This is a genomic window from Rhodoplanes sp. (genome assembly GCF_013377085.1).
Taxonomy (GTDB): domain Bacteria; phylum Pseudomonadota; class Alphaproteobacteria; order Rhizobiales; family Xanthobacteraceae; genus Rhodoplanes.
Genome location: NZ_JACAAX010000028.1, coordinates 34,383 through 56,837, shown reverse-complemented (window position 1 = coordinate 56,837; position 22,455 = coordinate 34,383). Strand labels below are relative to the sequence as shown.

The following is a 22,455-nucleotide window of genomic DNA, read 5'->3' as shown; positions in this document are numbered from 1 at the left end:
GGACCGGGTGGCGGCGTCCGGACGAGTGGCGAGGTCCGGCACCGCGGCCACGTGTGCGGCCGTCGAGGCGTTCGCTGACGAGGATCTGGGCGAGAGGGATCTGGCTTTGGACGAGGACAACCCCGACCGCCACCGCCGCGTGTCCATCGCGGAGCGCTTCCGACGCTTCATGCTCGACCTCGATTCGCGGCTGGACTTCGGAATCTTCAAGGGATTCCGGGCGAGCCGCGAGGTATTCGAGCGCTTCGTCGTGTTCATGGACCGCTTCCATGTCGGCGGCTGGCGGCGCTGGCTGCTGGTCGAGCCGGCCTCGGAGGCGCTGACGCTGGGCTTCGTCGGCCTGATGCTGATGCTGGCGCTGGCGGTCCCCGCCTTCCAGGAGACCTCGGACGAGGACTGGCTGAAGAAATCCGAGCTCGCCGTGGTCTTCCTCGATCGCTACGGCAACGAGGTCGGCTCGCGCGGCATCAAGCACAACGACTCGGTACCGCTCGAGGATTTCCCGGACCACCTGATCAAGGCCGTGCTCGCCACCGAGGACCGGCGCTTCTACGAGCATTTCGGCATCGACATCCCCGGCACCATGCGGGCGGTCGTCACCAATGCGCGGGCCGGCGGCGTCGTGCAGGGCGGCTCGTCGCTCTCCCAGCAGCTCGCCAAGAACCTGTTCCTGTCGAACGAGCGCACCATCGAGCGCAAGGTCAAGGAGGCGTTCCTGGCCATGTGGCTGGAGTCGCGCCTGACCAAGAACGAGATCCTCAAGCTCTACCTCGACCGCGCCTATATGGGCGGCGGCACCTACGGGGTGGACGCGGCAGCGCAGTACTATTTCGGCAAGTCGGCCCGCGACGTCAGCCTGCCCGAGGCGGCCATGCTGGCCGGCCTGTTCAAGGCGCCGACCAAGTTCGCGCCCCACATCAACCTGCCGGCGGCCCGCGCCCGCGCCAACGTGGTGCTCGACAACCTGGTCGATGCCGGCTTCATGACCGAAGGCCAAGTGTTCGGCGCCCGCCGCAACCCGGCCAAGACCATCGACCGGCGCGACGAGAGCGCCCCCAACTACTATCTCGACTTCGCCTTCGACGAGATGCGCAAGCTGGTCGACAGGCTGCCCCGGTCGGTCACCGAGCGGGCCTTCGTGGTCCGCACCGCGCTCGACCCCGGCCTGCAGCAGACCGCCGAGAACGCCATCGAGGACGCGATCAAGCAGTTCGGCCGCGACTACCACGCCAAGCAGGCGGCGACCGCGGTGGCCGACCTCGACGGCGCCATCCGGGCGATCGTCGGCGGCGTCGACTACGGCGAGAGCCAGTTCAACCGGGCGAGCGACGCGCTGCGCCAGCCCGGCTCATCGTTCAAGCCCTATGTCTATGCGAGCGCCCTGATCGCCGGCCTGAAGACGACCTCCCAGGTGATCGACGGCCCGATCTGCGTCGGCAACTGGTGCCCGAAGAACTATTCCGGCGGCTTCTCCGGCGCCACGTCGATGACCTCGGCGCTGACCCGCTCGCTCAACACCGTCGCGGTCTGGCTGACCCGCAAGGTCGGCAACGGCAACGACCGCGCCGGCCGCAACAAGGTCGTGGCGCTCGCCCGGGCGATGGGGCTGACGACGCCGCTGACCGACACGCCGTCGCTGCCGATCGGCGCAGCCGAGGTCAGGGTGTTCGAGCACACGGTCGCCTATGCGACCTTCCCGAACGCCGGCAAGGCCGTGCGGGCGCACGCCATTCTCGAGGTGCGCACCGGCATGGGCGAGACCATCTGGCGGTTCGACCGGGACGGCCCGCAGCCGCGCCAGGTGATGTCGCCGCAGGTCGCCGCCGACATGGCCTTCATGATGAACAAGGTCGTCGAGGAGGGCACGGCGCGCCGCGCCATCCTCAACGGCATCAAGGCGGCCGGCAAGACCGGCACCACCAATGCGTATCGCGACGCCTGGTTCGTCGGCTACACCGGCAACTTCGTCTGCGGCGTGTGGTTCGGCAACGACGACTACAGCCCGCTCAACCGCATGACCGGCGGCGCGTTGCCCGCCATGGTGTGGCACACCATCATGGAGTACGCCCACCAGGGGGTGGAGCTGAAGAACATCCCGGGCCTGCCGCCGAACCCGGCGCAGACCGGCCCGCGCATGGCCGAGAGCAAGGACGACGTGCCGCGCCCGGCCATGCTGACCGGCAAGGGCGCGCAGTCGCTGGTGCGGATCGAGCGGCTGATGGACGAGGCGACGCGTGCCGCCGCGGCGGCCGCGCCCAAGCTCGGCCCGCAGACGGAAGCGGCACCGGCGATCCCGGGCGCCACCGCGGCAGCCGACAAGGTGCTGCCGGCGGTGCGGCGGGATTAGAGGTCCGCCGCGCTCTTTCGTGTCCCTGCAGCTTGAATTGTCGTTTGACCCGGAGGGACGCGCGGCGATAACACCCGGCGTCACTTCCTTTCACCTCCCCCCTGGAGGGGGGAGGTCGACCGGCCACAGGCCGGTCGGGAGGGGGTGATCGGCGAAGCCGGCGGTTGCGGCTTCACCCCACCCCGTTCGTCCGCTGCGCGGACGCCCGACCCTCCCCCTCCAGGGGAGGGTGAAAACGAGATGTGGACACGTCCGTGCGGCTGCTGATCGGTGCCCTTCTGTCCCTCTTGGTGGCCGCGGCGATCGGGCTCGGCTCGACTTGGCTCGCGCTGAGCCGCGGCGTCGCCTTCGGCGCCGTCACGCTCGGCGCCTGGACGGCCTATCCGCGCGCCGGCAGCGCCGATGTCGACCCCTATGCGCGCGCCTCGATCTCGCGCAACGGCCTGCTGCCGGTCGGCCTCGGCGACGGCGTCGCCTTCATTGCGCGCGGCGACGACGCCGGCCGCCCGCTCGACGGACATTGCGAGGTGCGGGTCGCCGGCACCACGCCGCAGGCGCGCTACTTCACGGTGACGCTCTACCGGCCGGACGGATCGCTGGTCGCCAACTCGCTCGGCCGCTACGGCTTCACCAGCCAGGAGCTGGTGCGCAAGGCCGACGGCACCTTCGAGATCGTGGTGGCGCCGCGGGCACGCCCCGGCAACTGGCTGCCGACCGGCGGCGTCGAGCGCTACATGCTGGTGCTGCGCATCTACGACACCCCGGTCGGGATCGCGACGCGGGCCGAGCGCGAGGCGCCGATGCCCTCCATCACAGTGCCGGAGGGCTGCTCATGATCCGCTGGCTCCTGTGGCTGCTGGCCGGCGTGATCCTCGGCGGCATCGTGCATTTCGGCACCATCCTGATGCTGCCCAAGGCGGCGACCCGCGACGCCTATACGCGGCTCGAGCCGGTGACGCCCGTCAACACCTTCACGCTGCTGCCCGAGCCGACCCCCGAGAAGGCGGCGATGCCATTCATGGACCCGGCCTTCGCGGCCTCGGTCTGCCGTTACGATCTCGGCACCGGCGCCATCAAGCTGACGGCGCCGGTGAGCCAAGCCTACACCTCGGTGACCTTCTACACCCGCACCGGCGTCGCCTATTACGCGATCAACGACCGCGCCGCCGGCCGCCGCCAGATCGAGCTAGACCTGATGACCACAGCCCAGCGCGACGCCCTGCCGCCCGAGGAGGACGTGACCGCGGCCGACCGGCTGATCGTCGAATCGCCGACAGCCACCGGCCTGATCGTGGTGCGGGCGCTCAGCCCCGAGCCCGGCCTGCGGCCGATGGCCGACGCCACCGTCTCGGCCGCCAAGTGCCAGCCGCAGGGCTGACGACCCACCCGCACCCGACATAAAAAAAACGACGGCCGGGCGAGCCCGGCCGTCTGCATGTTCTTGGTATCGAAGGTCGGCGCCTTATTGGGCGTACCAACCGCCGTCCATGTTGATGGCGGTGCCGCGGAGCTGGGACGCGGCGTCCGAGCACATGAACACGGCGAGCTCGCCGAGCTGGGCCGGGGTGACGAACTGCTTGGACGGCTGCTTCTCGGTGAGGAGCTTGCGGCCGGCCTCTTCCTTGCTGATGTGCTCGCGCTCGGCCCAGGCGTCGATCTGCTTCTGCACCAGCGGCGTCAGCACCCAGCCGGGGCAGATCGCGTTGCAGGTGACGCCGGTCTCGGCATTCTCCAGCGCCACCACCTTGGTGAGGCCGACGAGGCCGTGCTTGGCCGACACATAGGCGACCTTGTTGGTCGAGGCGACGAGGCCGTGCACCGAGGCGATGTTGATGATGCGGCCCCAGTTGCGGGCCTGCATCTGCGGCACCACCGCCTTGATGGCGTAGAAGGCGGCCGACAGGTTGATCGCCAGCACGAGCTCCCATTTGTCGTCCGGGAAGTCCTGGATCGGCGACACCACCTGGATGCCGGCATTGTTGACCAGGATGTCGACCTTGCCGAGCTCCTTGGTCGCCGCCTCGATCAGCCCCTTGGTCTCGGCCGGCTTCGACAGGTCGGCGCCATTGTAGGCGGTCTTCACCCCGAACTCGGCCGCGATGCCGCTCTTGATCTTCTCGATCTCGGCGGGGTCGCCGAAACCGTTCAGCATGATGTCGGCGCCTTTGGCAGCGAGCGCCCGGGCGACGCCCAACCCGATGCCGCTGGTCGAGCCGGTGACGACGGCGACTTTACCCTTCAACATAGGACTCTCCTTGGTCTTGTGTTGTCGGCAGGCGGCGGGGCCGCGTGCCGGCGTCCCGGACCGCACCGCGGCACATTATCGTGAGCCGCCGGGACCGAGACGTCGACGAGAGCGTTTTCAAGCGACGTGGACACCAGTTCGCGTGAAGAAAACGCCCGCTCCATGAGCATTCAGAGCGCGTTTCGACGCAAAACCGGATTCCACTCTCGCCGAACGCACCCCAAGGCCGTGCGGCCGAAGCCGCACGGCGGGTCCGGCTCAGACGAGGCCGGTCAGATAGTACAGCGCGATCACGACGAACACACTGCTGGTCTTGATCACCGTGATGGCGAAGATGTCCTTGTAGGACTGCCGATGGGTGAGACCCGTGACGTTCAGCAGCGTGATCACGGCGCCGTTGTGCGGCAGCGTGTCCATGCCGCCCGACGCCATCGAGGCGACCCGGTGCAGCACCTCCAGCGGGATGTGCGCCGCATTGGCCATGGCGACGAACTGATCCGCCATCGCGGCCAGCGCGATCGACATGCCGCCCGAGGCCGACCCGGTGATGCCGGCCAGCACCGTCACCGAGACGGCGATGTTGACCAGCGGATTGGGGATCGCGGTGAGGACGTCGCGGATCACCAGGAAGCCCGGCAGCGCCGCGATGACGGCGCCGAAGCCGTATTCGGACGCGGTGTTGAGCGAGGCGAGCAGCGAGCCGGCGATGGCCTGCTGGCTGCCGGTGGCGAACTTCGCCGTCACCTGCTTCCAGCCGAACGCGACCACGAACAGGATGCCGATCACCAGCGCGCCTTCGACGGCCCAGATCGCCAGCACGGACGAGACCTGCTGGACGATCGGCTTGGTGCCGGCGACCAGGGCAACCTCGCTGGTGGCACCGTAGTATTTCGGGATCAGGGACGTGAAGATGAAGTTGACCACCAGCACGAGGAGCAGCGGCGTCAGCGCGAGGATCGGGTTCGGCAGGGCCTCCTTGCTGATCGGCTCCGGCTCGTTGATGTGGCCCGTGCCGTAGCCTTCGCCGGCATTCGCCGCAGCCCGCCGCCGCCAGTCGAGATAGATCAGGCCGACGGTCAGGATGAACAATCCACCGATGGTGCCGAGCCACGGGGCCGCCCAGGTGGTGGTCTTGAAGAAGGTGGTCGGGATGATGTTCTGGATTTGCGGCGTACCGGGGAACGAATCCATGGTCGCCGTGAAGGCGCCGAGCGCGATGGTGCCGGGAATCAACCGCTTCGGGATGTTGCCTTGACGGAACATCTCGGCGGCGAACGGATAGACCGCAAACACAACGACGAACAGCGACACGCCGCCATAGGTCAGCAGGCAGCACACCGCGACGATCGACAGCATCGCCCGCTCGCGCCCCACCACGCCGATCACGGCCGAGACGATCGACTTCGAGAAGCCGGAGAGCTCGATGACCTTGCCGAAGACGGCGCCGAGCAAGAACACCGGGAAGTACAGCTTCACGAAGATGACCATCCGCTCCATGAACAGTCCGGTGAAGATCGGCGGAACTGCAGAAGGATCGGTGAGCAACACCGCGCCCATCGCAGCGATGGGCGCGAAGAGAATGACGCTGTAGCCGCGGTAGGCCACGAACATCAGAAAGCCGAGCGCAGCGAGACAGATTACGAAACTCATGGGCAGGCACTCCCAAGGTATTTGAGACGTTCCGGCGCTCTCGGAGGTTTTACTTGGTCAGGATGGCGCCTCGACTGTCGTTGGCATGACTTTTACTTTCGACGCAGTGCCCTGTTTTGTATTTTTTCAATGAAGGAGCATTGCGACATGAGATCGCCTGTAGGCGCGGCCCTGTGTAGCAGCGTTGACTTATATCAAACAGCTCACTTCGCTAAGTACTAGGCCTATTAAGCACCAATACGACTTGGCTTTTGTTCTGCAGGGGTTGCCGCGATGCACACGGGTTGCCTCTGGCCTAATAATCAGCTTACGGTAGCGTTACACGAAACGTCGTTGCGGTGCAATCGGCTGTCGAGCAACTTTCCTGTTTTGTGACAAAATTGATTCGAGAGCCGAGTGTCGCTCGGCGTGGCGACGATCAAATCACGACCGTCGACACCGCTGCCGCCTTCCGGCGGTCGAGCGAATCTCGTGCCCGCTCACGATCACGACGTAGCTCTACGACATAGGTGTATTACCGATGCGGCGATTGCGGACCCGCCCCATAAAACGGCCGTCTGCTTCCGACTCGGCACCGCGCCTCGACGCGGGCGCCCGGTCATCGACCGACCCACCCGGTCAACGACCAAACCACGAGTGTCCTCATGAAACCTCATCTGAAACCGGAAGACGCGGTCAAGCTCATCCCCGATGGCGCGCGCCTCATGATCGGCGGCTTCATGGGCGTGGGATCTCCCCACCGCCTGCTCGAGGCCTTGGCTCAATCCGGAAAGCGCAATCTCACCGTCATCGCCAACGACACCGCACGTCCGGGCGTCGACATCGGCAAGCTGATCCGGGCGGGCGCGGTGTCCAAGCTGATCGCCTCCCACATCGGCCTCAACCCCGAGACCCAGAAGGGCATGATCTCCGGCGAGATCGACGTCGAGCTGGTGCCGCAGGGCACGCTGGTCGAGCGCATCCGCGCCGGCGGCTACGGGCTGGGCGGCGTGCTGACCAAGACCGGCCTCGGGACCATCGCGGCCGACGGCCAACAGACGGTCGAGATCGACGGCGAGCTGTGGCTGCTGGCCAAGCCGCTGAAGGCCGACTTCGCCTTGATCGCCGCCGACCAGGCCGACTACAGCGGCAATCTGCAGTATCAGCTCACCTCGACCAACTTCAATCCGATCATGGCGCTCGCCGGCGCCACCGTGATCTGCGAGGCGCGCGAGATCCTCCCCATCGGCATGATCCCCCCGGACGTGGTGAAGACGCCCGGCGTCGTCGTCGACTATCTCATCGAGAGGGCCGCCTGATGAAACCCGAAGAGATCATCCAGCGCCGCGTCGCCCGCGAGCTGAAGCCCAACAGCCTGGTCAATCTCGGGATCGGACTGCCGACCGGCGTCGCCAAGTTCATCGACGAGCACGACAACATCCTGTTCGAGTCGGAGAACGGCATCGTCGGGCTGGCCGCCAAGCCGCCGGAGGGCATGGACGACCCCGACCTCACCGATGCCGGCGGCGGCACCGTGTCGGCGATCCCGGGCGCGGCCACCATCGACAGCGCCTACTCGTTCGGCCTGATCCGCGGCGGCCATCTCGATGCGACCGTGCTGGGCGCCCTCGAGGTGGACGAGGAAGGCCTGCTGGCCAACTGGGTCGTGCCGGGCAAGATGGTGCCGGGCATGGGCGGCGCCATGGATCTGGTCACCGGCGCGCGCCGCGTGATCGTCGCCATGAACCACACCGCCAGGGGTGCGCCGAAGATCGTGCCGAAATGCACGCTGCCGCTGACGTCGATCCGGCGCATCAGCCTGATCGTCACCGACCTCGCCGTGATCGAGCCGACCGACGAGGGACTGGTGCTGCGCGAGCGGGCGCCCGGCGTCACGGTGGACCAGATCGTCGCCGCGACCAGCGCCAAGCTGGTGATCGACGGCGACGTCCCGGAGATGGATCTGGGCGTCGCGGCTTGACGCCGCGGCCCGTTCGAAAGACCGGGTGACGAGAGCCGACGGAGAGGCCCCTCCCCGTCGGCTTTTGCGTTTCAGGTGCAGCTCCGGTTTCGAGCCGCGCCGGCGTGGAGAGCAGAAGAGGGCCGGCGCGCGTCCGCCCCGACCCTCTCTTACCGACGCGCCCGGGTGCCTCCGTTCGCGTCAGTCAGCCGTGTAACCACCTCGGCGTCGTCATTCCGGGGCCCGCAGCAGCGCGTCCGGAACGACGACGACCGAGAGCCCCGAAGGCTCGTCACTCGGCCGCGGACTTCGCCTTCGCCCAGCCGACCGCGTCGGCCCCCTTGAGGCCGAGGATTTGTCGCGCTTCGGCCGGCGTCGCCACCGGGATGCTCAACGCATTGGCGATGGTCACGATCCGCTCGACCTGCTCGGCGCTCGACTTGGCGAGCTGCTTCGGCGCCAGATAGAGGTTGTCCTCCAAGCCGACCCGGACATTGCCGCCCATGCCCATCGCGGTGGCCATCATCGGAAGCTGGGCGCGGCCGGCCGCCGACAGCGACCAGGTGAAGTTCGCCTCGCCGATCATCCGGCAGGCCGACTCGTGGAGGAACACCAGGTTGCCGACGCTGGCCTGCATGCCGCCCAGGATTCCCAGCACGAACTGGATGTGGATCGGCGCCTTCAGCACGCCCGTGCCCAGCAGGAACTGCACGTTGGACAGCATGCCGGCGTCGTAGACCTCGAGCTCCGGCTTGGTCCTGGCCTTGGCCATGAAGGTGGCGAACTCGCCCAGCGTCTTGAAGGTGTTCGGGAAGATCCAGTCCTCCGTCGCCTGCAGGAACGGGATCTCCCAGTCGAACTTGGGCTCCTTGATCTTGGCCGCGAGCGGGTGGATGGCGAAGTTCATGGATCCGGTGTTCAAGGACGCGAGCTCGGGCTCGAGCAGCATCACCGAGCGGGCCCGCTCGGCCACCGTCATCTCCTTCGAGCCGCCCGTGGTGATGCAGATCGGCGCGTCGGTCTCGGCGCTGATGCGCTTGACGATCTCCTCGTAGAGCTTGGGATCCGCGCTCGGCTTGCCGGTCTTCGGGTCGCGCGCATGCACATGCACCAGCGCGGCGCCGGCCCGCACCGCCGCGAGGCCGTCGGCCGCGATCTCCTCCGGCGTCACCGGCAGATAGGCCGACAGGCTCGGCACATGCACCGAGCCCGTCACGGCCGCCGTGATGATCAGCTTCGACATTGTCTTCTCCTGATGTCCGGTACGGCGAGCCGGCGTCGACCGGCGACGCGGCGGCGCGCACAAAGTCCGCGGGCTCGGTCAGCGGGCCTTCTTGAGGTGGTCGACGACGCGGGCCCGCAAGGCGGCCTGCTGCTCCGGCGTCCAGCGGCGGAACCCTTCGCCCGACTTCATGCCGAGTTTGCCGTCCTTGACCAGTGCCTCGAGATAAGGCGACGGCCCCGGCCGGCTCTCGATCGCCGGCAGCACGGTCTGGTGGATGGCCAGCGTCAGGTCGGTGCCGACCAGATCGGCGTTCTCCAGCGGCCCGAGCACCGCGAGCCGTCGGCCGAAGCTCGCCTTGATCACGGTGTCGACCGTCTCGGCGTCGCAGATGCCGTGCTCGACCAGCGCCACCGCCTCGCGCCACAGCGCGTGCTGCAGGCGATTGCCGACGAAGCCGGGCACGTCCTTCTTGACGTGAACCGGAGTCTTCCCGGCCTTTGCATGCAACGCCATCGTGACGTCGATGGTGACCTGCGACGTCCATTCGGTGCCGATGACCTCGACCAGCGGCACCAGGAACGGCGGATTCCACCAGTGCGTCCCGACGGCGCGCTCGCGCCGCGCCAGGTTCCGCATGATCTCGGTGATCGGGATCACCGAGGTGTTGCTGGCGAGAATCGCGTCGGGCCGCGCCGCCGCCTCGATGTCGGCGAACAGCTTGCGCTTGATCTCCAGGTTCTCGGGCGCCGCTTCGACGATGTAGTCGGCGTCCCGCACGGCGTCGGCGAGGCTTTCCGCCGTGCGGATCCGCTTCACCGCGGAAACATCCTCGCCGAGGTCGATCAGATTGGCCTCGACGCGGGAGAGCGCGCTCGCCAGCGTCGGAGCGTGGGCATCGGTGAGTGCCACCTGGTGCCCGGCGAGCGCAAAGACCTGGGCGATGCCGTGCCCCATCATGCCGGCGCCGATGACGGCGATGCGCGCTGTCTCGGTCATGGTTCAGCCCGCCGTGTAGCCGCCGTCGGCGTACAGGATGTGTCCGGTGTAGAAATCGGACGCCGCGGACGACAGGAACAGCAGCGGGCCGGCGAGATCGGACGGCTCGCCGAGCCGGCCCTTCGGCACGCGGGCCAGGAACGCCGGACGCACGCCGCGCGCCTTCTCGGTGTCCTCGTACATCCATGCCGTCAGGGCCGAGCGGAAGACCGTCGGGGCGATGGCGTTGACCGTGATGCCGGTCGGGCCGAGCTCGCAGCCGAGCGCCTTGGTGAGGCCGTCCACCGCCGACTTCGACGCGCAATAGGCCGTGTAGCCGGCCGGATGGCCGAGGAGGCCGCGGGCCGACGACATCAGCACGATCTTGCCGCCGCCGCCCTGCGCCAGCATCTGCTTGCTGGAGGCGCGCGCCATCAGCCACGACTGGGTGACGTTGGCGTCCATGACGTCCTCGAAGCGCTCGGGCGTCATGTCGCCGATCTTTGCCACGTCGTTCTTGCCGGAGCCGACCACCAGGATGTCGAGCCGGCCGAAGGCCTCGACCGCGGCCGCGACGATCTTGTCGCAATTGGCTTCGTCGCTCGGCCGCAACGCGACCGTCTTGACCTTGGCGCCGAGCGTCTTGCATTCCGCCGCGACCTTGTCGAGCTCGGCGGCGTTGCCGGCCGCGATCACCACGTTGGCGCCGGCCCCGGCCAGCACCTTGGCGGCGAGGGCACCGAATGCGCCCGACGCGCCGGTGACGAGGGCGGTCTTGCCGCGCACGTCGAACAGCGCGAGCGGGTTCTTCAGGAAATCTTCCGACATGATGCGTCTCCTCTGACGGCGCCCCTTCGGAGGCGCGCAGGTCGCCGCAGGCGGAGAGCGTCGGCGAGCCGCATTCGCGCGACCGCCGGCGCCCTCCGCCGCCGCGACGTCTCAGCTCTTCGGCGCGGCGACCGCCACCAGGATGGTGCAGACCTCGTTGCCGCGATTGATGATCTCGCGGCTCTCGTTGGGTCCGATCGTGCAGGCGTCGTGCTGCTTCAGCACCGTCTCCTTGCCGTCGACGATCACGGTGAGCTCGCCGGCCAGCACGAAGTAGACCTTCTCGGGCGGCGAGGCGTCCGGCCCGGCGCCGCCGCCGGGCAGGAAGTGCGAGACGCCGACCACCACGCCGGTGGTGCCGCCCGCCTCGGCGCCGAACACGCGCAGCGGCATGCAGCCGCGGTGGTTCGGCGCGTCGTAGGTCTTCAGCTCGGCGAAGCGCTTGACCTTCATCAGAAGCGCTCCCCGCTCTCGATCCGGTAGGCACCCTTCGGATCGGCGATCGCGACCAGGCGGATGATGCAGCCGTCGCCGCGCTCCCAGCGCCACGGGAACATCGCGAAGGTGCAGCGGCGGCCCGTGACCTTGTCGATCTCGCCGCCGACATTCTCGATGCCGAGGATGCCGTTGCTGAACAGGGTGCGGTGCACCGGCTCCCAATCCGGGAAGTCGTCCTTCCAGTCGCGGCCGCCCGACCATTTCTTGTACTCGGCGGCGAGATGCGGATGGATCGGGCCGTTGCGGTGCGGGCCGATGGCGGTCGCCAGCGGATGGTCGTTGGCCTGGGTGTCGTGGCCGACCACCTTGACCTTCTTCTCGACGAACCAGTCGCCGGCCGACTTCACGAAGCCGGGCGACAGGCAGAAATACTCCTCGCTGTCCTCGTACTTCTCGTGCCAGCCGGTGTTGACGATGACGACGTCGCGCGGACGCACCAGCTTGCCGGCGGCCTTCTCGAGGTCGTCATAGCCGATCTGCTCCCACTGCTTCTTGGGGATCGAGATCACGATGCCCGAGCCGAAGAAATGCGGCAGCGGCACCTCGTCCATGAACGGCGTTCCCTGGATCACATGGGCCGGGGCGTCGATATGGGTGGTGTGATGCATGCTGGTCGTGATGCGCTGGGACAGCACGCCCGACTTCGCCATGTAATGGATGCGCTCGATCTGGACGTCCTGGAAGTACGGCCAGTTCGGCTTCTGCAGGCCGAACGGATGGGACAGGTCGTAGAACTCGAGCCCCATGCTGTTGTCGAGGTTGCCTTCCATCGACACGCCCCGGATGACCGGCATCGTCGTCTCCTTCTTGTGTGTTTCAGAGAGAGTATGACCCGCGATGTAGGTCACACGTATCGCATCGTGGTTCTATAGGTCAACGGCCGTCGCCATGCACCGGCCGCACGGCTCGTCACGACGGGCCGGATGGCTGTAGACCGGGGTGATGTCGCTGCACTGCGAGATCAGACGCACCGGTTGCGCTGCAAACGCCTGTCGCAGCGGCTCACTCCGCTGGTCGGGCGCGATGTGCGCCGCACGATCCGAAGACGCCTCCTGTACCGCCATGCGGGTTACGGGTCGGCGAGAGCTCCCGTTTATATAAGTACTCGTCCTGATCTCCTCGGCCCGTCGGGTCGCCACTACCCGAGGCGGTCGCGATGCGATCTAATCACGTCGGCTTTTGGTGGATCACCGTCGACGCAGCCAAAAGACACCCGTACGGCGATTCCGGAGACCACGATTCGGGACAGCAATTTGGGCCGCGTAACATCACGTAGGTGTTCGTGCGGATCGTTCGACGGAATATTTTTCAATCACTCGGCGAGACCTCATTTCGCACATGCAAACTGAACAATGATCTTGTGCGGACACCATTTCTCACATCGAGCGAGATCGACTTTGTGCGCCGCGCGCGCTGCGCCGCACACCAATAGATCGCACGTGACACGGCGCGGGGCGCTTGCCGGTCAACCCACCATTTGATACGGCTGAACCGTATTACAGGACATCTACGGAAGTCCGGTCGCGGCCCGCGATCCCTTTCCGGACCTCCGCCTCTCCCGAGCAAACACGTCTGACCACACGGAGACTCCATGGTCACCAAGATCGCACTCGAAGAGCACGCCCTGTGCCCGGGCCTGACGGAGTACTGGCACCCGACCGTCGCCGATGTACCCGCCGTCGTCCGGGACCGCCTGCTGGACGCGCTGACGGATTTCGGCGAGCGCCGTCTCGCCGGGATGGATCGCGCCGGCATCGGCAAGGCCGTGATCGGCATCGCCGGCCCCGGCGTGCAGGTCGAGACAGACACGGCGCGGGCCATTGCCAAGGCGCGTGCCTCCAACGACTTCCTGGCCGCCGAGGTCGCCAAGCGACCGGACCGTTATGCGGGCTTCGGCCATCTGCCGATGCAGGATCCGCTGGCCGCCGCCGACGAGCTGCAGCGCTGCGTCGAGGAGCTGAACTTCTGCGGCGCCATGGTCAATGGTCACACCAACGGCCGCTATCTCGACGACCCCGCCTATGCGCCGTTCTGGGAGCGCGCGGCGACGCTGAAGACCTGGATCTATCTGCACCCGGCCGATCCGGTCGCCACCATGCCGTCGCTCGCCGGCACCTTCGGGCTCAAGCGCGCCACCTGGGAGTGGGGCGTCGAGACCGGCACGCACGCGCTGCGGCTGGTGTTCGGTGGCGTGTTCGAGCGTCATCCCGAGGCGCGCCTGATGCTCGGCCATCTCGGCGAGACCCTGCCCTATCTGCTCTGGCGCTTCGACAGCCGCGCCAAGCTCTACGGCGTCACGCTGCCGAAGCCGCCGTCCTTCTACATCAAGCGCAACATCGCGGTGACGACCTCCGGCATGTCCTCGGCCGAGCCGCTCGCCTGCGCGGTCGCCGCGCTCGGGCGCGACCGCGTCTGCTTCGCCTCCGACCATCCGTTCGAGGACGCCGGCGAGGCCGGGCACTTCCTCGATACGGTCGACATCCCGGACGAGGTCCGCACGGAGATCGCCTCGGGCAACGCCAAGACCCTGCTCGGCCTCGCCTGACCCCTTTCACCACACACCCAGGATCAAGACCATGTCGCTCAAGAATCCGTGGTGGGTCGTCTTCGGCTCGGTGCTCGGCCTGCTGGTCGGCAACGGCGCCATCATGCAGTTTTCGTTCGGTGTGCTGCTCAAGCCGATCGGCCAGGAGTTCGGCTGGAGCCGCGGCACCGTCTCCATGGCCATGGTGGTCGGGCTCGTCTGCACCGGCCTGATGACGCCGCTCATCGGCGTCCTGGTCGACCGCTACGGCATCCGCCGCGTCGCGCTGCCGTGCATCACGGTGTTCGCCGCCATCGTGGCCCTGACGTCACTGACCCCGTCCTCGCCGGCCGCCTTCATTGCCTTTTACGGCCTGATGGGCCTCGCCGCTTCGGGCCAGACCCCGCTGATCTATTCGAAGTCGATCGCGGCGACCTTCGACGATCATCGCGGCCTCGCGCTCGGCGTCGCCATGGCGGGCGTCGGCCTCGGCGCCGCGTTGATCCCACAATATGCGCAGGCGCTGATCGATGCGTTCGGCTGGCGCGGCGCCTATGTCGGCCTCGGCCTCCTCACCTTCGTGCTCGCGATTCCGGCCGTCGCGTTCTTTGTGCGCGAGCCGGATCGCGCGCTGGCGGCGGACGGCGAGGAGATGCCCACGGTCCTGCCCGGCCTGTCGGGCCGGGAGGCGCTGAAGACCAAGTACTTCTGGCTGCTCGTCGTGCCGTTCTTCGCGCTCGCCGCCGCCGCCAACGGGTCGATCGGCCATGTGGTGCCGCTGCTCACCGACCGCGGCGTCTCCCCGCAGATGGCGACCTCCGCCCTCACCATGGCGGGCCTCGCCCTGATCGCCGGACGGCTGCTCGCCGGCTATCTGCTCGACCGCCTGTTCGCGCCCTATGTGGCGGTGGTGTTCATCATCATCCCGCTGATCGGCATCGTGATGCTGATCACGACCAGCAACACGGCCCTGGCCTCGCTCGCGACCGTGCTGATCGGGCTCGGCCTCGGCGCCGAGGTCGACCTGATCGCGTTCTTCATCTCGCGTTATCTCGGCCTGCGCAGCTTCGGCGAGATCTACGGCTACCTGTTCGCCATCTTCATGCTGGCGAACGGCATCGGCCCGTTCGTGATGGGCGTCTCGTTCGACAAGGCCGGCTCCTACGTACCGGTGCTGTGGACCTTCGCGGGCGGCCTGGTCGTCGCCTCGATCCTGGTCCTGCAGATGGGCCCCTACGTCTACCCGTCGAAGCACGAGCTCGCCCGCCGCAAGCTCGCGGTCCAGGACGCCTGACGCGACCACGCTGCTGGTCCCGGGCGTCAACGACGCCCGGGACCACCCCTTCTCGTGTGTTCCCCTGACGCCCGGCCGGTTGATCGACCCGATCGTCGTCGGCATGCCCTCAAGAACTGGCGGCACCGCCCCCAATCGGCTCGCCATCGGGCTCCGGAAGCGCCGACAGACCACACGGTCGGCTTTTGCTTCACTGGAGATGAAAAACGATGGCTATCAATACCGACACTGCAACGCCGGCGACCGGCGCGGTCGCCACGGGCCTGCCCATCAAATGGCGGGTCCTGATCAGCGGGTTCATGAGCTACGCGTTCGACGCGCTCGACTTCATGATTTTGGCGATGTCGCTGCCGCTCATCATCAAGGAGCTCGACATCACCATGGCCGATGCCGGCCTGCTCGGTACCGCGACCCTGCTCGGCGTCGGGCTGAGCAGCATCGTGATGGGCTGGTTCGCCGACAATTACGGCCGCAAGACCGCCCTGATGGTCGGCATCTCGATCTTCGGCATTTTCACTGCGGCGATCGGCTTCTCGCAGGGCTACTATTCGATCATGGCGCTGCGCTTCATCGCCGGCCTCGGGCTCGGCGGTATCTGGGGCGTCATCGCGGCCTTCATCAACGAGACATGGCCGTCGCACCAGAGCGGGCGCGCCGCCTCCTTCGTGTTCAGCTCGTGGCCGATCGGGTTCGGGACGGCAGCGCTGCTGGCCGGCTTCATCCTGCCGCGCTACGGCTGGCGGGTGCTGTTCTTCTGCGGCGCCGTCGCCCTGGTCGCGGTCGCCTACACCTACTTTTTCGTTCCGGAGTCGGAGGCCTGGAAGAAGAGCAAGAAGGAGCGTGAGGCCAAGGGCGGCACGACGGCGTCGATCGGCATCACCGAGATCTTCGCGCCCGAGTTCCTACGCTTCACCATCGTCGGCACCCTGTCGGCGAGCTGTGCCCTGATCGCCTACTGGGGCGTCAACACCTGGGTGCCGACCTTCCTGGTGAAGGAGCGCGGCATGGACATCGCGAGCATGTCGATGTTCATCGTCATGCTGAACGTCGGCATGTTCGTCGGCTACCAGTTCTTCGGCTTCCTGGCCGACAAGATCGGCGGCAAGAACGCCCTGATCCTCAACTTCGTCGGCGCCACCATCATGGTACCGGTCTACGCGTTCGCCGAGAACACGACGCTCCTGTTCTGGCTCGGCCCCGTGATGGCGCTGTTCTTCTCGTATGCGGGCATCTTCGGGTCGTACTTCGCCAAGCTCTACCCGCTGCGCATCCGCAGCCTCGGCTCCGGCTTCTGCTTCGATGTCGGCCGCGGCATCTCGGCCTTCGCGCCCTTCCTGCTCGGGCAGATCGCCGCCCATTACAGCCTGGCGGTCGGCATCTCGCTGTGCGGGGCGAGCTTCGCGCTCGCCGGCGTCATGATGCTGATGCTGCCGGACACCCGCGGGCGGGCCGCGGTCGACTGAGCGGACCTCGGTCTGGACACATGCGAAAGGCCGCCCGCGGGCGGCCTTTTTGATTCACGGCGTCTGTCATTCCGGGTCGCCGCGGCGCGACGCCCGGGAACGACGAACGGATGCGGCTCAGGCCGCGGCGACCTCGAGCTGATCCTCGAGGATTCGCTTGGTGGCGAGCAGGTGCTCGGCGATCATGTTCTGCCGATCGTAGAAGCGCTGGGCCGGCACCGGCACCGAGATCGCGAGATAGTTGCCGAGCGTGTCGCGCAGGACCACGCCGGCAGCACAGACGCCGGCGGTGTGCTCCTCGCGGTCGAAGGCGACGCCGGTGCGGCGCACCCGGCGGAGATCCTGCAGCAGACTGTCGAAGGTCGTCAGGGTCGTGGGCGTACGCGCCGGATAGGTGCGGCCGATGAGCTGCTCCACCGCCTCGTTGCCGAGCTGGGCCAGATAGGCCTTGCCGTTCGCCGTGCAGTAGAGCGGGAATGTCTCGCCGACCGACGACACCGTGCGCAGTCGCTGCGAGCCGATGACCTGGTCGAGGAAGATCAGGTAGTCGCGTTTCACCGCCGCGAGGTCGACGGTCTCACGCAGCTCGCCGGAGAGCTTGACCAGATAGGGCCGGCACAACGACACGAAATCGCTCTGCACCGACGAGGCGAGCCGTAGGAGTGTCGGCCCGAGCCGGACCCGGCCGGTCGGCGAGGCGGCGATCAGGAGCTTCTCGGCCTCGAGGGCGGCGACGATGCGCTGGACCGTGGAGCGCGCGAGATCGACCCGCTGGGCGATCTGGCCGAGGCTCAGTCCGGCCGGTTGATCCTCGAGGGCGCGGAGAATGGAGGCGGCGCGGGTGATCACCTGCACCGGTCCCCGTTCAACGTGCGGTGGGGCATCGGTGCGTTTCATTCCAGTCGTCCCGTCGCTTCGGTGATCGAATCCAGTGGAGAACTCGATCCACAATACGGTACGGATCGCGTTTTACGCAACTCTCACGCCGCAGCGCACCGTTGCAGCGACGGCGGGTCTCGCCGCTCCTTTTACCTTTGGCACGTCTGGCTTGTCGGGGTGCCTCCGTTCGCGTCAGTCAGCCGTGTAACCACCTCGGCGTCGTCATTCCGGGGCCCGCAGCAGCGCGTCCGGAACGACGACGACCGAGAGCCCCGAAGGCTCGTCACTCGGCCGCGGACTTCGCCTTCGCCCAGCCGACCGCGTCGGCCCCCTTGAGGCCGAGGATTTGTCGCGCTTCGGCCGGCGTCGCCACCGGGATGCTCAACGCATTGGCGATGGTCACGATCCGCTCGACCTGCTCGGCGCTCGACTTGGCGAGCTGCTTCGGCGCCAGATAGAGGTTGTCCTCCAAGCCGACCCGGACATTGCCGCCCATGCCCATCGCGGTGGCCATCATCGGAAGCTGGGCGCGGCCGGCCGCCGACAGCGACCAGGTGAAGTTCGCCTCGCCGATCATCCGGCAGGCCGACTCGTGGAGGAACACCAGGTTGCCGACGCTGGCCTGCATGCCGCCCAGGATTCCCAGCACGAACTGGATGTGGATCGGCGCCTTCAGCACGCCCGTGCCCAGCAGGAACTGCACGTTGGACAGCATGCCGGCGTCGTAGACCTCGAGCTCCGGCTTGGTCCTGGCCTTGGCCATGAAGGTGGCGAACTCGCCCAGCGTCTTGAAGGTGTTCGGGAAGATCCAGTCCTCCGTCGCCTGCAGGAACGGGATCTCCCAGTCGAACTTGGGCTCCTTGATCTTGGCCGCGAGCGGGTGGATGGCGAAGTTCATGGATCCGGTGTTCAAGGACGCGAGCTCGGGCTCGAGCAGCATCACCGAGCGGGCCCGCTCGGCCACCGTCATCTCCTTCGAGCCGCCCGTGGTGATGCAGATCGGCGCGTCGGTCTCGGCGCTGATGCGCTTGACGATCTCCTCGTAGAGCTTGGGATCCGCGCTCGGCTTGCCGGTCTTCGGGTCGCGCGCATGCACATGCACCAGCGCGGCGCCGGCCCGCACCGCCGCGAGGCCGTCGGCCGCGATCTCCTCCGGCGTCACCGGCAGATAGGCCGACAGGCTCGGCACATGCACCGAGCCCGTCACGGCCGCCGTGATGATCAGCTTCGACATTGTCGTCTCCATGCGAAACGCGTTGCGGCCGGCATCGCGATGCCGGCCGAAGCGAGCTTCGGGGCGGCCCCCGTGTCAGACGGCACGCCGCCCCGGCGGGGGTGATCAGTTGTCCAGGATGGCGACGGCGCGGGTCCAGCCGGCCGAAGCGCCGCGGATCTTCGCCGGGAAGCAGGAGATGGTGAATCCGGTCGGCGGCAGCAGCTCCAGGTTATGGAGCTTCTCGATATGGCAGTAGCCGACCTCGCGGCCCGACTTGTGGCCCTCCCAGATCAGCCCGGCGTCGTGGGAGGCGGCGTATTTCTTCGCCGTGAAGACGAAGGGCGCGTCCCAACTCCAGGCGTCCGTTCCGGTCACCCGCACGCCCCGCTCGGTGAGATAGAGGGTCGCCTCGCGCCCCATGCCGCAACCGGCCGCCACATAGCCCTCGTGGCCGTAGATCTCGCCAGCGCGGGTGTTGACGACGACGATCTCCAGCGGCTTCAGCGTGTGGCCGATGCGCGCGAGCTCCTCCTCGACGTCCTTCGCCGTGACGACGTAGCCGTCCGCGAAGCGGCGGAAGTCCAGCTTGACGCCGGGCTGGAAGCACCAGTCGAGCGGCACCTCGTCGATCGTGATGGCGCGCTCGCCGCGGTTCATGGTCGAGGCGAAGTGATAGGGCGCGTCGAGGTGGGTTCCGTTGTGGGTGGTGATGTTCACCCATTCGATCGCCCAGGCCTCGCCGTCCGGCATGTCGGCCGCGGCGAGACCGGGGAAGAACGGCAGCAGCTCGTCCATCGTCTCCTTGTGATTGCGGTACTTGATCTTCGGCTCGTAGACGGGCGGATCCGCCAGCGTTCCGTTCTCGAAGTAGATGGACAGGTCGATGATTTTTCTCATGGTCTTGCTCCGTTCGGATCCGGCCGCGGGTATCGATCGCGGCCGGTCCTTTCGCGATTCGCGGCCGCTCAGCTCCGCGACGCCGCGGCGACGACGGCCGGTTGCGGCGACGGGCCCTCGGTGCGCGGCAGGAAAGCGGTGAGCACCGCCGCGATGGCGAACGGCACGGCGCAGATCAGGATGGCGGTCTGCAGGCTGTAGGCCGTGGCGATGCCGCCCAGGATGAACGGCGCGAAGGCGGAGACGCCGCGTCCGACATTGAAGCAGAAGCCCGAGCCGGTGGTGCGCATCCGGGTCGGGAACAGCTCGCCGTAGTAGGAGCCCATCAGGCCGACGAAGGCCATGAAGAACGCATAGGCCGGGCCCATCCACAGGAGCGTGGCGGGATTCTCGGTCAAGGCGTAGACGGCCAGCATCACGGCGGAGCCGGCGAGCGAGAGCACCAGCGCGTTGCGCTTGCCGATGAAGTCGGCGATCCAACCGAACGCGTTGTAGCCGATGAACATGCCGACGCTGAGAATGGTCATGAACATGCCCATGTCGGCGACACTGAGGCCACGCTCCTTGACCAGATAGGTCGGCAGCCAGGTGGTCGGCCCCCAATAGGCGGTCAGCGCGAAGGCGGAGACGAGCGTCGCCAGGATGGTGTTCCGGGCCATGCCGTCGGCGAAGATCTCCTTCACCGAGACCTTCTCGACCGACTGGCCGCCGTCACCGCGCAACCGCGCGTCGCGCTGCGTCTTCCAGGCCTCGGACTCGGGCACGAAGAACCAGACGTAGATCGCCACGACCAGGGCGATGCCGGCGGTGAGGAACAGCGCCCGCCAGCCCCACATCGGGATGATCTTGCCGGCGAAGAAGGAGGCGAGGCCGACGCCGACCGGGAACGAGCTCATCACGAAGGCGGCGGCACGCCCGCGCTGCGCCGGAGGCCAGGTCTCGGCGATATACGCCGCGATGACGCCCCACAGGCCGCCGAGGCCGAGACCGGCCAGGAAGCGGAGGATCAGAATCTCCAGCCAACTGCTGGCGAAGGCGATCGCCATGGTCAGCAGGCTGAAGCTGATCAGCGACCACAGCATCGCCTTGCGACGCCCGTAATTGTCCGAGTACCAGCCCATCACGATGCTGGAGATGCCGACGCCGATCAGGGTGGCGGTGGCGAGCAGGCCGGCCTCCGAGCGGGTGAGGCCGAGGTCGTTCATGATCGGCTGGAACGCCATGGCCAGCAGAACGAGGTCCATGGCGTCGAACGTGTAGGCCGCGAATCCTCCACCGAGGACGCGCCATTTGGTCGTGTCGTTTTTCATTGTTTCACCCCCAGGGTCGCAGTCGCTCGCCGCGGCGATGTCCCGGCCCGACGGGCGCTGGGCCCGTCAACCCTGTTCCGGCGGGGAAAAGACGGGTGGCCGTTTGGACATCGCCGCGACGATCCGTGGAACTCGTGGTCGATGCCTCGAACTTAGACTGTACGTACGTACAGTGTATCCGGATAAACACGAAGCCGGCCCCCGTCGGCTGCCGGGAGGGGGTTGCGAAAACCGCAGATCTCGACGCCGCCGGGCCGACCTATGTGGCCCCGGACGGCACCGCGGCCCGCGCACGGCGCGCCGGCGAGAAACCCACGCCCGGTTTTTTGCGGGTGGACAGCGCCGCCGCCCCGCGACTAAGTTGACGGCTCGACAGCCGAGCTCGATCTGAACGAAAAGGTCATCGCGGCCGAATGCCCTCCCGACCCCCGCGCGACCGCATGACCAAGCCAGCTTCCGAGACCACGCTCAAGACGACGCCGAAGAGCACCGTGAGGACCACGCCGAAGGCCGCTGCGCGGCGCACCGCCGCCGAGGAGCCGAGCCGGCGTGCGAAAATCCTGCGCGCCGCCGAGAAGCTGTTCGCGATGGAGGGCTTCCACGGCGCCTCGATGCGCAACATCGCCGAGGCGGCCGGGGTCGGCCTGTCGGTCGTGGTCTATCACTTCGAGACCAAGCAGAACCTCTATCGGGCCGTGTTCGCCGAGCATCAGATGCTGTTCGGGGAACGGCTCGCCGAGCTGCGGGCCATCGAGGACGTCACGGCACCCGACGCGGTCGAGCGGATCGTCACCGCCTTCGTGATGCCGGTGATGCGCCAGCAGGCGCGGCCGGACGGCAAGTACTATTCGATGCTGACGGTGCGTGAGGCGTCCGATCCGCACGAGCGCTCGCGCGGCATCCTGCGCGACTATTACGATCCGATGGCGCGCGAGTTCATCGCGGCGCTGCAGCGCGCCCTGCCCGAGCAGTCGCCGGAGTATCTGCACTGGGCCTATCTGTTCGCGGTCGGCGCGCTGGTGATGAACTTCTTCGACGAGCGGATGTCGCGCCTGTCGAAGCACCGCTACAAGCCGGGTGACTTGCCGACCAAGGGCCGCTTTCTGGTCCGGTTCATTGCCGCCGGCATCCAGGCCGGGCCCGACGTCGAGCCGAAGAGCTGACG

At 67.4% G+C, this 22,455-nt stretch carries 20 protein-coding genes; 9 read left to right on the top strand and 11 right to left on the bottom strand.

All coding sequences use genetic code 11. From position 1 onward, the window contains the following. Positions 1–169: 169 nt before the first annotated feature. The 3 genes from HXX10_RS18815 (at position 170) to HXX10_RS18805 (ending at position 3,725) form a co-directional block, all read left to right on the top strand. A complete protein-coding gene (locus tag HXX10_RS18815; protein WP_296524378.1) occupies positions 170–2,347 on the top strand; it encodes a transglycosylase domain-containing protein in 2,178 nt (725 codons plus the stop codon). A gap of 254 nt (positions 2,348–2,601) precedes the next feature. Next, the gene (locus HXX10_RS18810; protein WP_296524341.1) at positions 2,602–3,183 is read left to right on the top strand and encodes a DUF1214 domain-containing protein; all 582 of its coding nucleotides are present in this window, start codon (positions 2,602–2,604) and stop codon (positions 3,181–3,183) included. Further along, positions 3,180–3,725: a DUF1254 domain-containing protein gene (locus HXX10_RS18805; protein WP_296524340.1), complete on the top strand. Its 546-nt coding sequence runs from the start codon at positions 3,180–3,182 to the stop codon at positions 3,723–3,725. The genes HXX10_RS18810 and HXX10_RS18805 overlap by 4 nt, the downstream gene beginning before the upstream one ends. A gap of 84 nt (positions 3,726–3,809) precedes the next feature. Here the strand turns inward: HXX10_RS18805 and HXX10_RS18800 are convergent, their stop codons facing one another. Beyond that, positions 3,810–4,592, bottom strand: a complete 783-nt coding sequence (locus tag HXX10_RS18800) for a 3-hydroxybutyrate dehydrogenase (protein WP_296524338.1) — start codon at positions 4,590–4,592, stop codon at positions 3,810–3,812. Positions 4,593–4,850: 258 nt separating this feature from the next. Then, entirely contained in the window at positions 4,851–6,242 is a 1,392-nt protein-coding gene (locus HXX10_RS18795; RefSeq protein ID WP_296524337.1) for a GntP family permease, read from the bottom strand. Positions 6,243–6,886: 644 nt separating this feature from the next. Here HXX10_RS18795 and HXX10_RS18790 point away from each other — a divergent pair. Both HXX10_RS18790 and HXX10_RS18785 read left to right on the top strand, forming a co-directional pair. Further along, positions 6,887–7,540: a CoA transferase subunit A gene (locus HXX10_RS18790; protein WP_296524336.1), complete on the top strand. Its 654-nt coding sequence runs from the start codon at positions 6,887–6,889 to the stop codon at positions 7,538–7,540. Beyond that, entirely contained in the window at positions 7,540–8,202 is a 663-nt protein-coding gene (locus HXX10_RS18785) for a 3-oxoacid CoA-transferase subunit B (protein WP_296524335.1), read from the top strand. The genes HXX10_RS18790 and HXX10_RS18785 overlap by 1 nt, the downstream gene beginning before the upstream one ends. Positions 8,203–8,473: 271 nt before the next feature. Here HXX10_RS18785 and HXX10_RS18780 read toward each other — a convergent pair whose 3' ends face one another. The 5 genes from HXX10_RS18780 to HXX10_RS18760 all read right to left on the bottom strand — a co-directional run bounded on the left by HXX10_RS18780 (position 8,474) and on the right by HXX10_RS18760 (position 12,501). Beyond that, a complete protein-coding gene (locus tag HXX10_RS18780; RefSeq protein ID WP_296524325.1) occupies positions 8,474–9,424 on the bottom strand; it encodes a 3-keto-5-aminohexanoate cleavage protein in 951 nt (316 codons plus the stop codon). A gap of 78 nt (positions 9,425–9,502) precedes the next feature. Continuing rightward, positions 9,503–10,402, bottom strand: coding sequence for a 3-hydroxyacyl-CoA dehydrogenase family protein (locus tag HXX10_RS18775; protein ID WP_296524334.1), 900 nt, complete (start codon positions 10,400–10,402; stop codon positions 9,503–9,505). 3 nt (positions 10,403–10,405) lie between these two features. Continuing rightward, on the bottom strand, positions 10,406–11,209 hold the full coding sequence (locus HXX10_RS18770) for an SDR family oxidoreductase (protein ID WP_296524333.1): 804 nt from the start codon (positions 11,207–11,209) through the stop codon (positions 10,406–10,408). 111 nt (positions 11,210–11,320) lie between these two features. Continuing rightward, the gene (locus HXX10_RS18765; RefSeq protein ID WP_296524332.1) at positions 11,321–11,662 is read right to left on the bottom strand and encodes a cupin domain-containing protein; all 342 of its coding nucleotides are present in this window, start codon (positions 11,660–11,662) and stop codon (positions 11,321–11,323) included. Continuing rightward, positions 11,662–12,501 (bottom strand): cyclase family protein, encoded by an 840-nt coding sequence (locus tag HXX10_RS18760; protein WP_296524331.1) that lies wholly within the window; start codon positions 12,499–12,501, stop codon positions 11,662–11,664. Before HXX10_RS18760 ends, HXX10_RS18765 begins: the two co-directional genes overlap by 1 nt. Positions 12,502–13,298: 797 nt before the next feature. Between HXX10_RS18760 and HXX10_RS18755 the strand changes: the two genes are divergently transcribed. The 3 genes from HXX10_RS18755 to HXX10_RS18745 all read left to right on the top strand — a co-directional run bounded on the left by HXX10_RS18755 (position 13,299) and on the right by HXX10_RS18745 (position 16,988). Then, a complete protein-coding gene (locus HXX10_RS18755) occupies positions 13,299–14,252 on the top strand; it encodes an amidohydrolase family protein (RefSeq protein ID WP_296524330.1) in 954 nt (317 codons plus the stop codon). 31 nt (positions 14,253–14,283) lie between these two features. Beyond that, positions 14,284–15,525, top strand: coding sequence for an MFS transporter (locus HXX10_RS18750; RefSeq protein ID WP_296524329.1), 1,242 nt, complete (start codon positions 14,284–14,286; stop codon positions 15,523–15,525). A 209-nt stretch (positions 15,526–15,734) separates the two neighbouring features. Beyond that, positions 15,735–16,988 (top strand): MFS transporter, encoded by a 1,254-nt coding sequence (locus tag HXX10_RS18745; RefSeq protein ID WP_296524328.1) that lies wholly within the window; start codon positions 15,735–15,737, stop codon positions 16,986–16,988. Between the two features lie 117 nt (positions 16,989–17,105). Here HXX10_RS18745 and HXX10_RS18740 read toward each other — a convergent pair whose 3' ends face one another. From HXX10_RS18740 to HXX10_RS18725, 4 genes are all read right to left on the bottom strand, one after another. Further along, complete coding sequence (locus tag HXX10_RS18740; protein WP_296524326.1) at positions 17,106–17,885, bottom strand: IclR family transcriptional regulator; 780 nt, start codon at positions 17,883–17,885, stop codon at positions 17,106–17,108. A gap of 265 nt (positions 17,886–18,150) precedes the next feature. After that, the gene (locus tag HXX10_RS18735; protein WP_296524325.1) at positions 18,151–19,101 is read right to left on the bottom strand and encodes a 3-keto-5-aminohexanoate cleavage protein; all 951 of its coding nucleotides are present in this window, start codon (positions 19,099–19,101) and stop codon (positions 18,151–18,153) included. Positions 19,102–19,206: 105 nt separating this feature from the next. Continuing rightward, positions 19,207–19,980: a cyclase family protein gene (locus HXX10_RS18730; RefSeq protein ID WP_296524324.1), complete on the bottom strand. Its 774-nt coding sequence runs from the start codon at positions 19,978–19,980 to the stop codon at positions 19,207–19,209. Between the two features lie 68 nt (positions 19,981–20,048). After that, positions 20,049–21,290, bottom strand: a complete 1,242-nt coding sequence (locus HXX10_RS18725) for an MFS transporter (protein WP_296524323.1) — start codon at positions 21,288–21,290, stop codon at positions 20,049–20,051. A 440-nt stretch (positions 21,291–21,730) separates the two neighbouring features. On the opposite strand from HXX10_RS18725, the gene HXX10_RS18720 reads away from it, so the two are divergent. Beyond that, complete coding sequence (locus tag HXX10_RS18720; protein WP_296524322.1) at positions 21,731–22,453, top strand: TetR/AcrR family transcriptional regulator; 723 nt, start codon at positions 21,731–21,733, stop codon at positions 22,451–22,453. Positions 22,454–22,455 lie beyond the last annotated feature (2 nt).

Excerpts from the sequence above, each read along its gene's own strand:
- HXX10_RS18770 (WP_296524333.1), bottom strand. The coding sequence starts at position 11,209 with ATGTCGGAAGATTTCCTGAAGAACCCGCTCGCGCTGTTCGACGTGCGC.
- HXX10_RS18730 (WP_296524324.1), bottom strand. The coding sequence starts at position 19,980 with ATGAGAAAAATCATCGACCTGTCCATCTACTTCGAGAACGGAACGCTG.
- HXX10_RS18765 (WP_296524332.1), bottom strand. The coding sequence starts at position 11,662 with ATGAAGGTCAAGCGCTTCGCCGAGCTGAAGACCTACGACGCGCCGAAC.
- HXX10_RS18785 (WP_296524335.1), top strand. The coding sequence starts at position 7,540 with ATGAAACCCGAAGAGATCATCCAGCGCCGCGTCGCCCGCGAGCTGAAG.
- HXX10_RS18805 (WP_296524340.1), top strand. The coding sequence starts at position 3,180 with ATGATCCGCTGGCTCCTGTGGCTGCTGGCCGGCGTGATCCTCGGCGGC.
- HXX10_RS18735 (WP_296524325.1), bottom strand. The coding sequence starts at position 19,101 with ATGTCGAAGCTGATCATCACGGCGGCCGTGACGGGCTCGGTGCATGTG.
- HXX10_RS18780 (WP_296524325.1), bottom strand. The coding sequence starts at position 9,424 with ATGTCGAAGCTGATCATCACGGCGGCCGTGACGGGCTCGGTGCATGTG.
- HXX10_RS18725 (WP_296524323.1), bottom strand. The coding sequence starts at position 21,290 with ATGAAAAACGACACGACCAAATGGCGCGTCCTCGGTGGAGGATTCGCG.
- HXX10_RS18815 (WP_296524378.1), top strand. The coding sequence starts at position 170 with ATGCTCGACCTCGATTCGCGGCTGGACTTCGGAATCTTCAAGGGATTC.
- HXX10_RS18745 (WP_296524328.1), top strand. The coding sequence starts at position 15,735 with ATGGCTATCAATACCGACACTGCAACGCCGGCGACCGGCGCGGTCGCC.
- HXX10_RS18740 (WP_296524326.1), bottom strand. The coding sequence starts at position 17,885 with ATGAAACGCACCGATGCCCCACCGCACGTTGAACGGGGACCGGTGCAG.
- HXX10_RS18750 (WP_296524329.1), top strand. The coding sequence starts at position 14,284 with ATGTCGCTCAAGAATCCGTGGTGGGTCGTCTTCGGCTCGGTGCTCGGC.
- HXX10_RS18755 (WP_296524330.1), top strand. The coding sequence starts at position 13,299 with ATGGTCACCAAGATCGCACTCGAAGAGCACGCCCTGTGCCCGGGCCTG.
- HXX10_RS18800 (WP_296524338.1), bottom strand. The coding sequence starts at position 4,592 with ATGTTGAAGGGTAAAGTCGCCGTCGTCACCGGCTCGACCAGCGGCATC.
- HXX10_RS18795 (WP_296524337.1), bottom strand. The coding sequence starts at position 6,242 with ATGAGTTTCGTAATCTGTCTCGCTGCGCTCGGCTTTCTGATGTTCGTG.
- HXX10_RS18790 (WP_296524336.1), top strand. The coding sequence starts at position 6,887 with ATGAAACCTCATCTGAAACCGGAAGACGCGGTCAAGCTCATCCCCGAT.
- HXX10_RS18720 (WP_296524322.1), top strand. The coding sequence starts at position 21,731 with ATGACCAAGCCAGCTTCCGAGACCACGCTCAAGACGACGCCGAAGAGC.
- HXX10_RS18760 (WP_296524331.1), bottom strand. The coding sequence starts at position 12,501 with ATGCCGGTCATCCGGGGCGTGTCGATGGAAGGCAACCTCGACAACAGC.
- HXX10_RS18775 (WP_296524334.1), bottom strand. The coding sequence starts at position 10,402 with ATGACCGAGACAGCGCGCATCGCCGTCATCGGCGCCGGCATGATGGGG.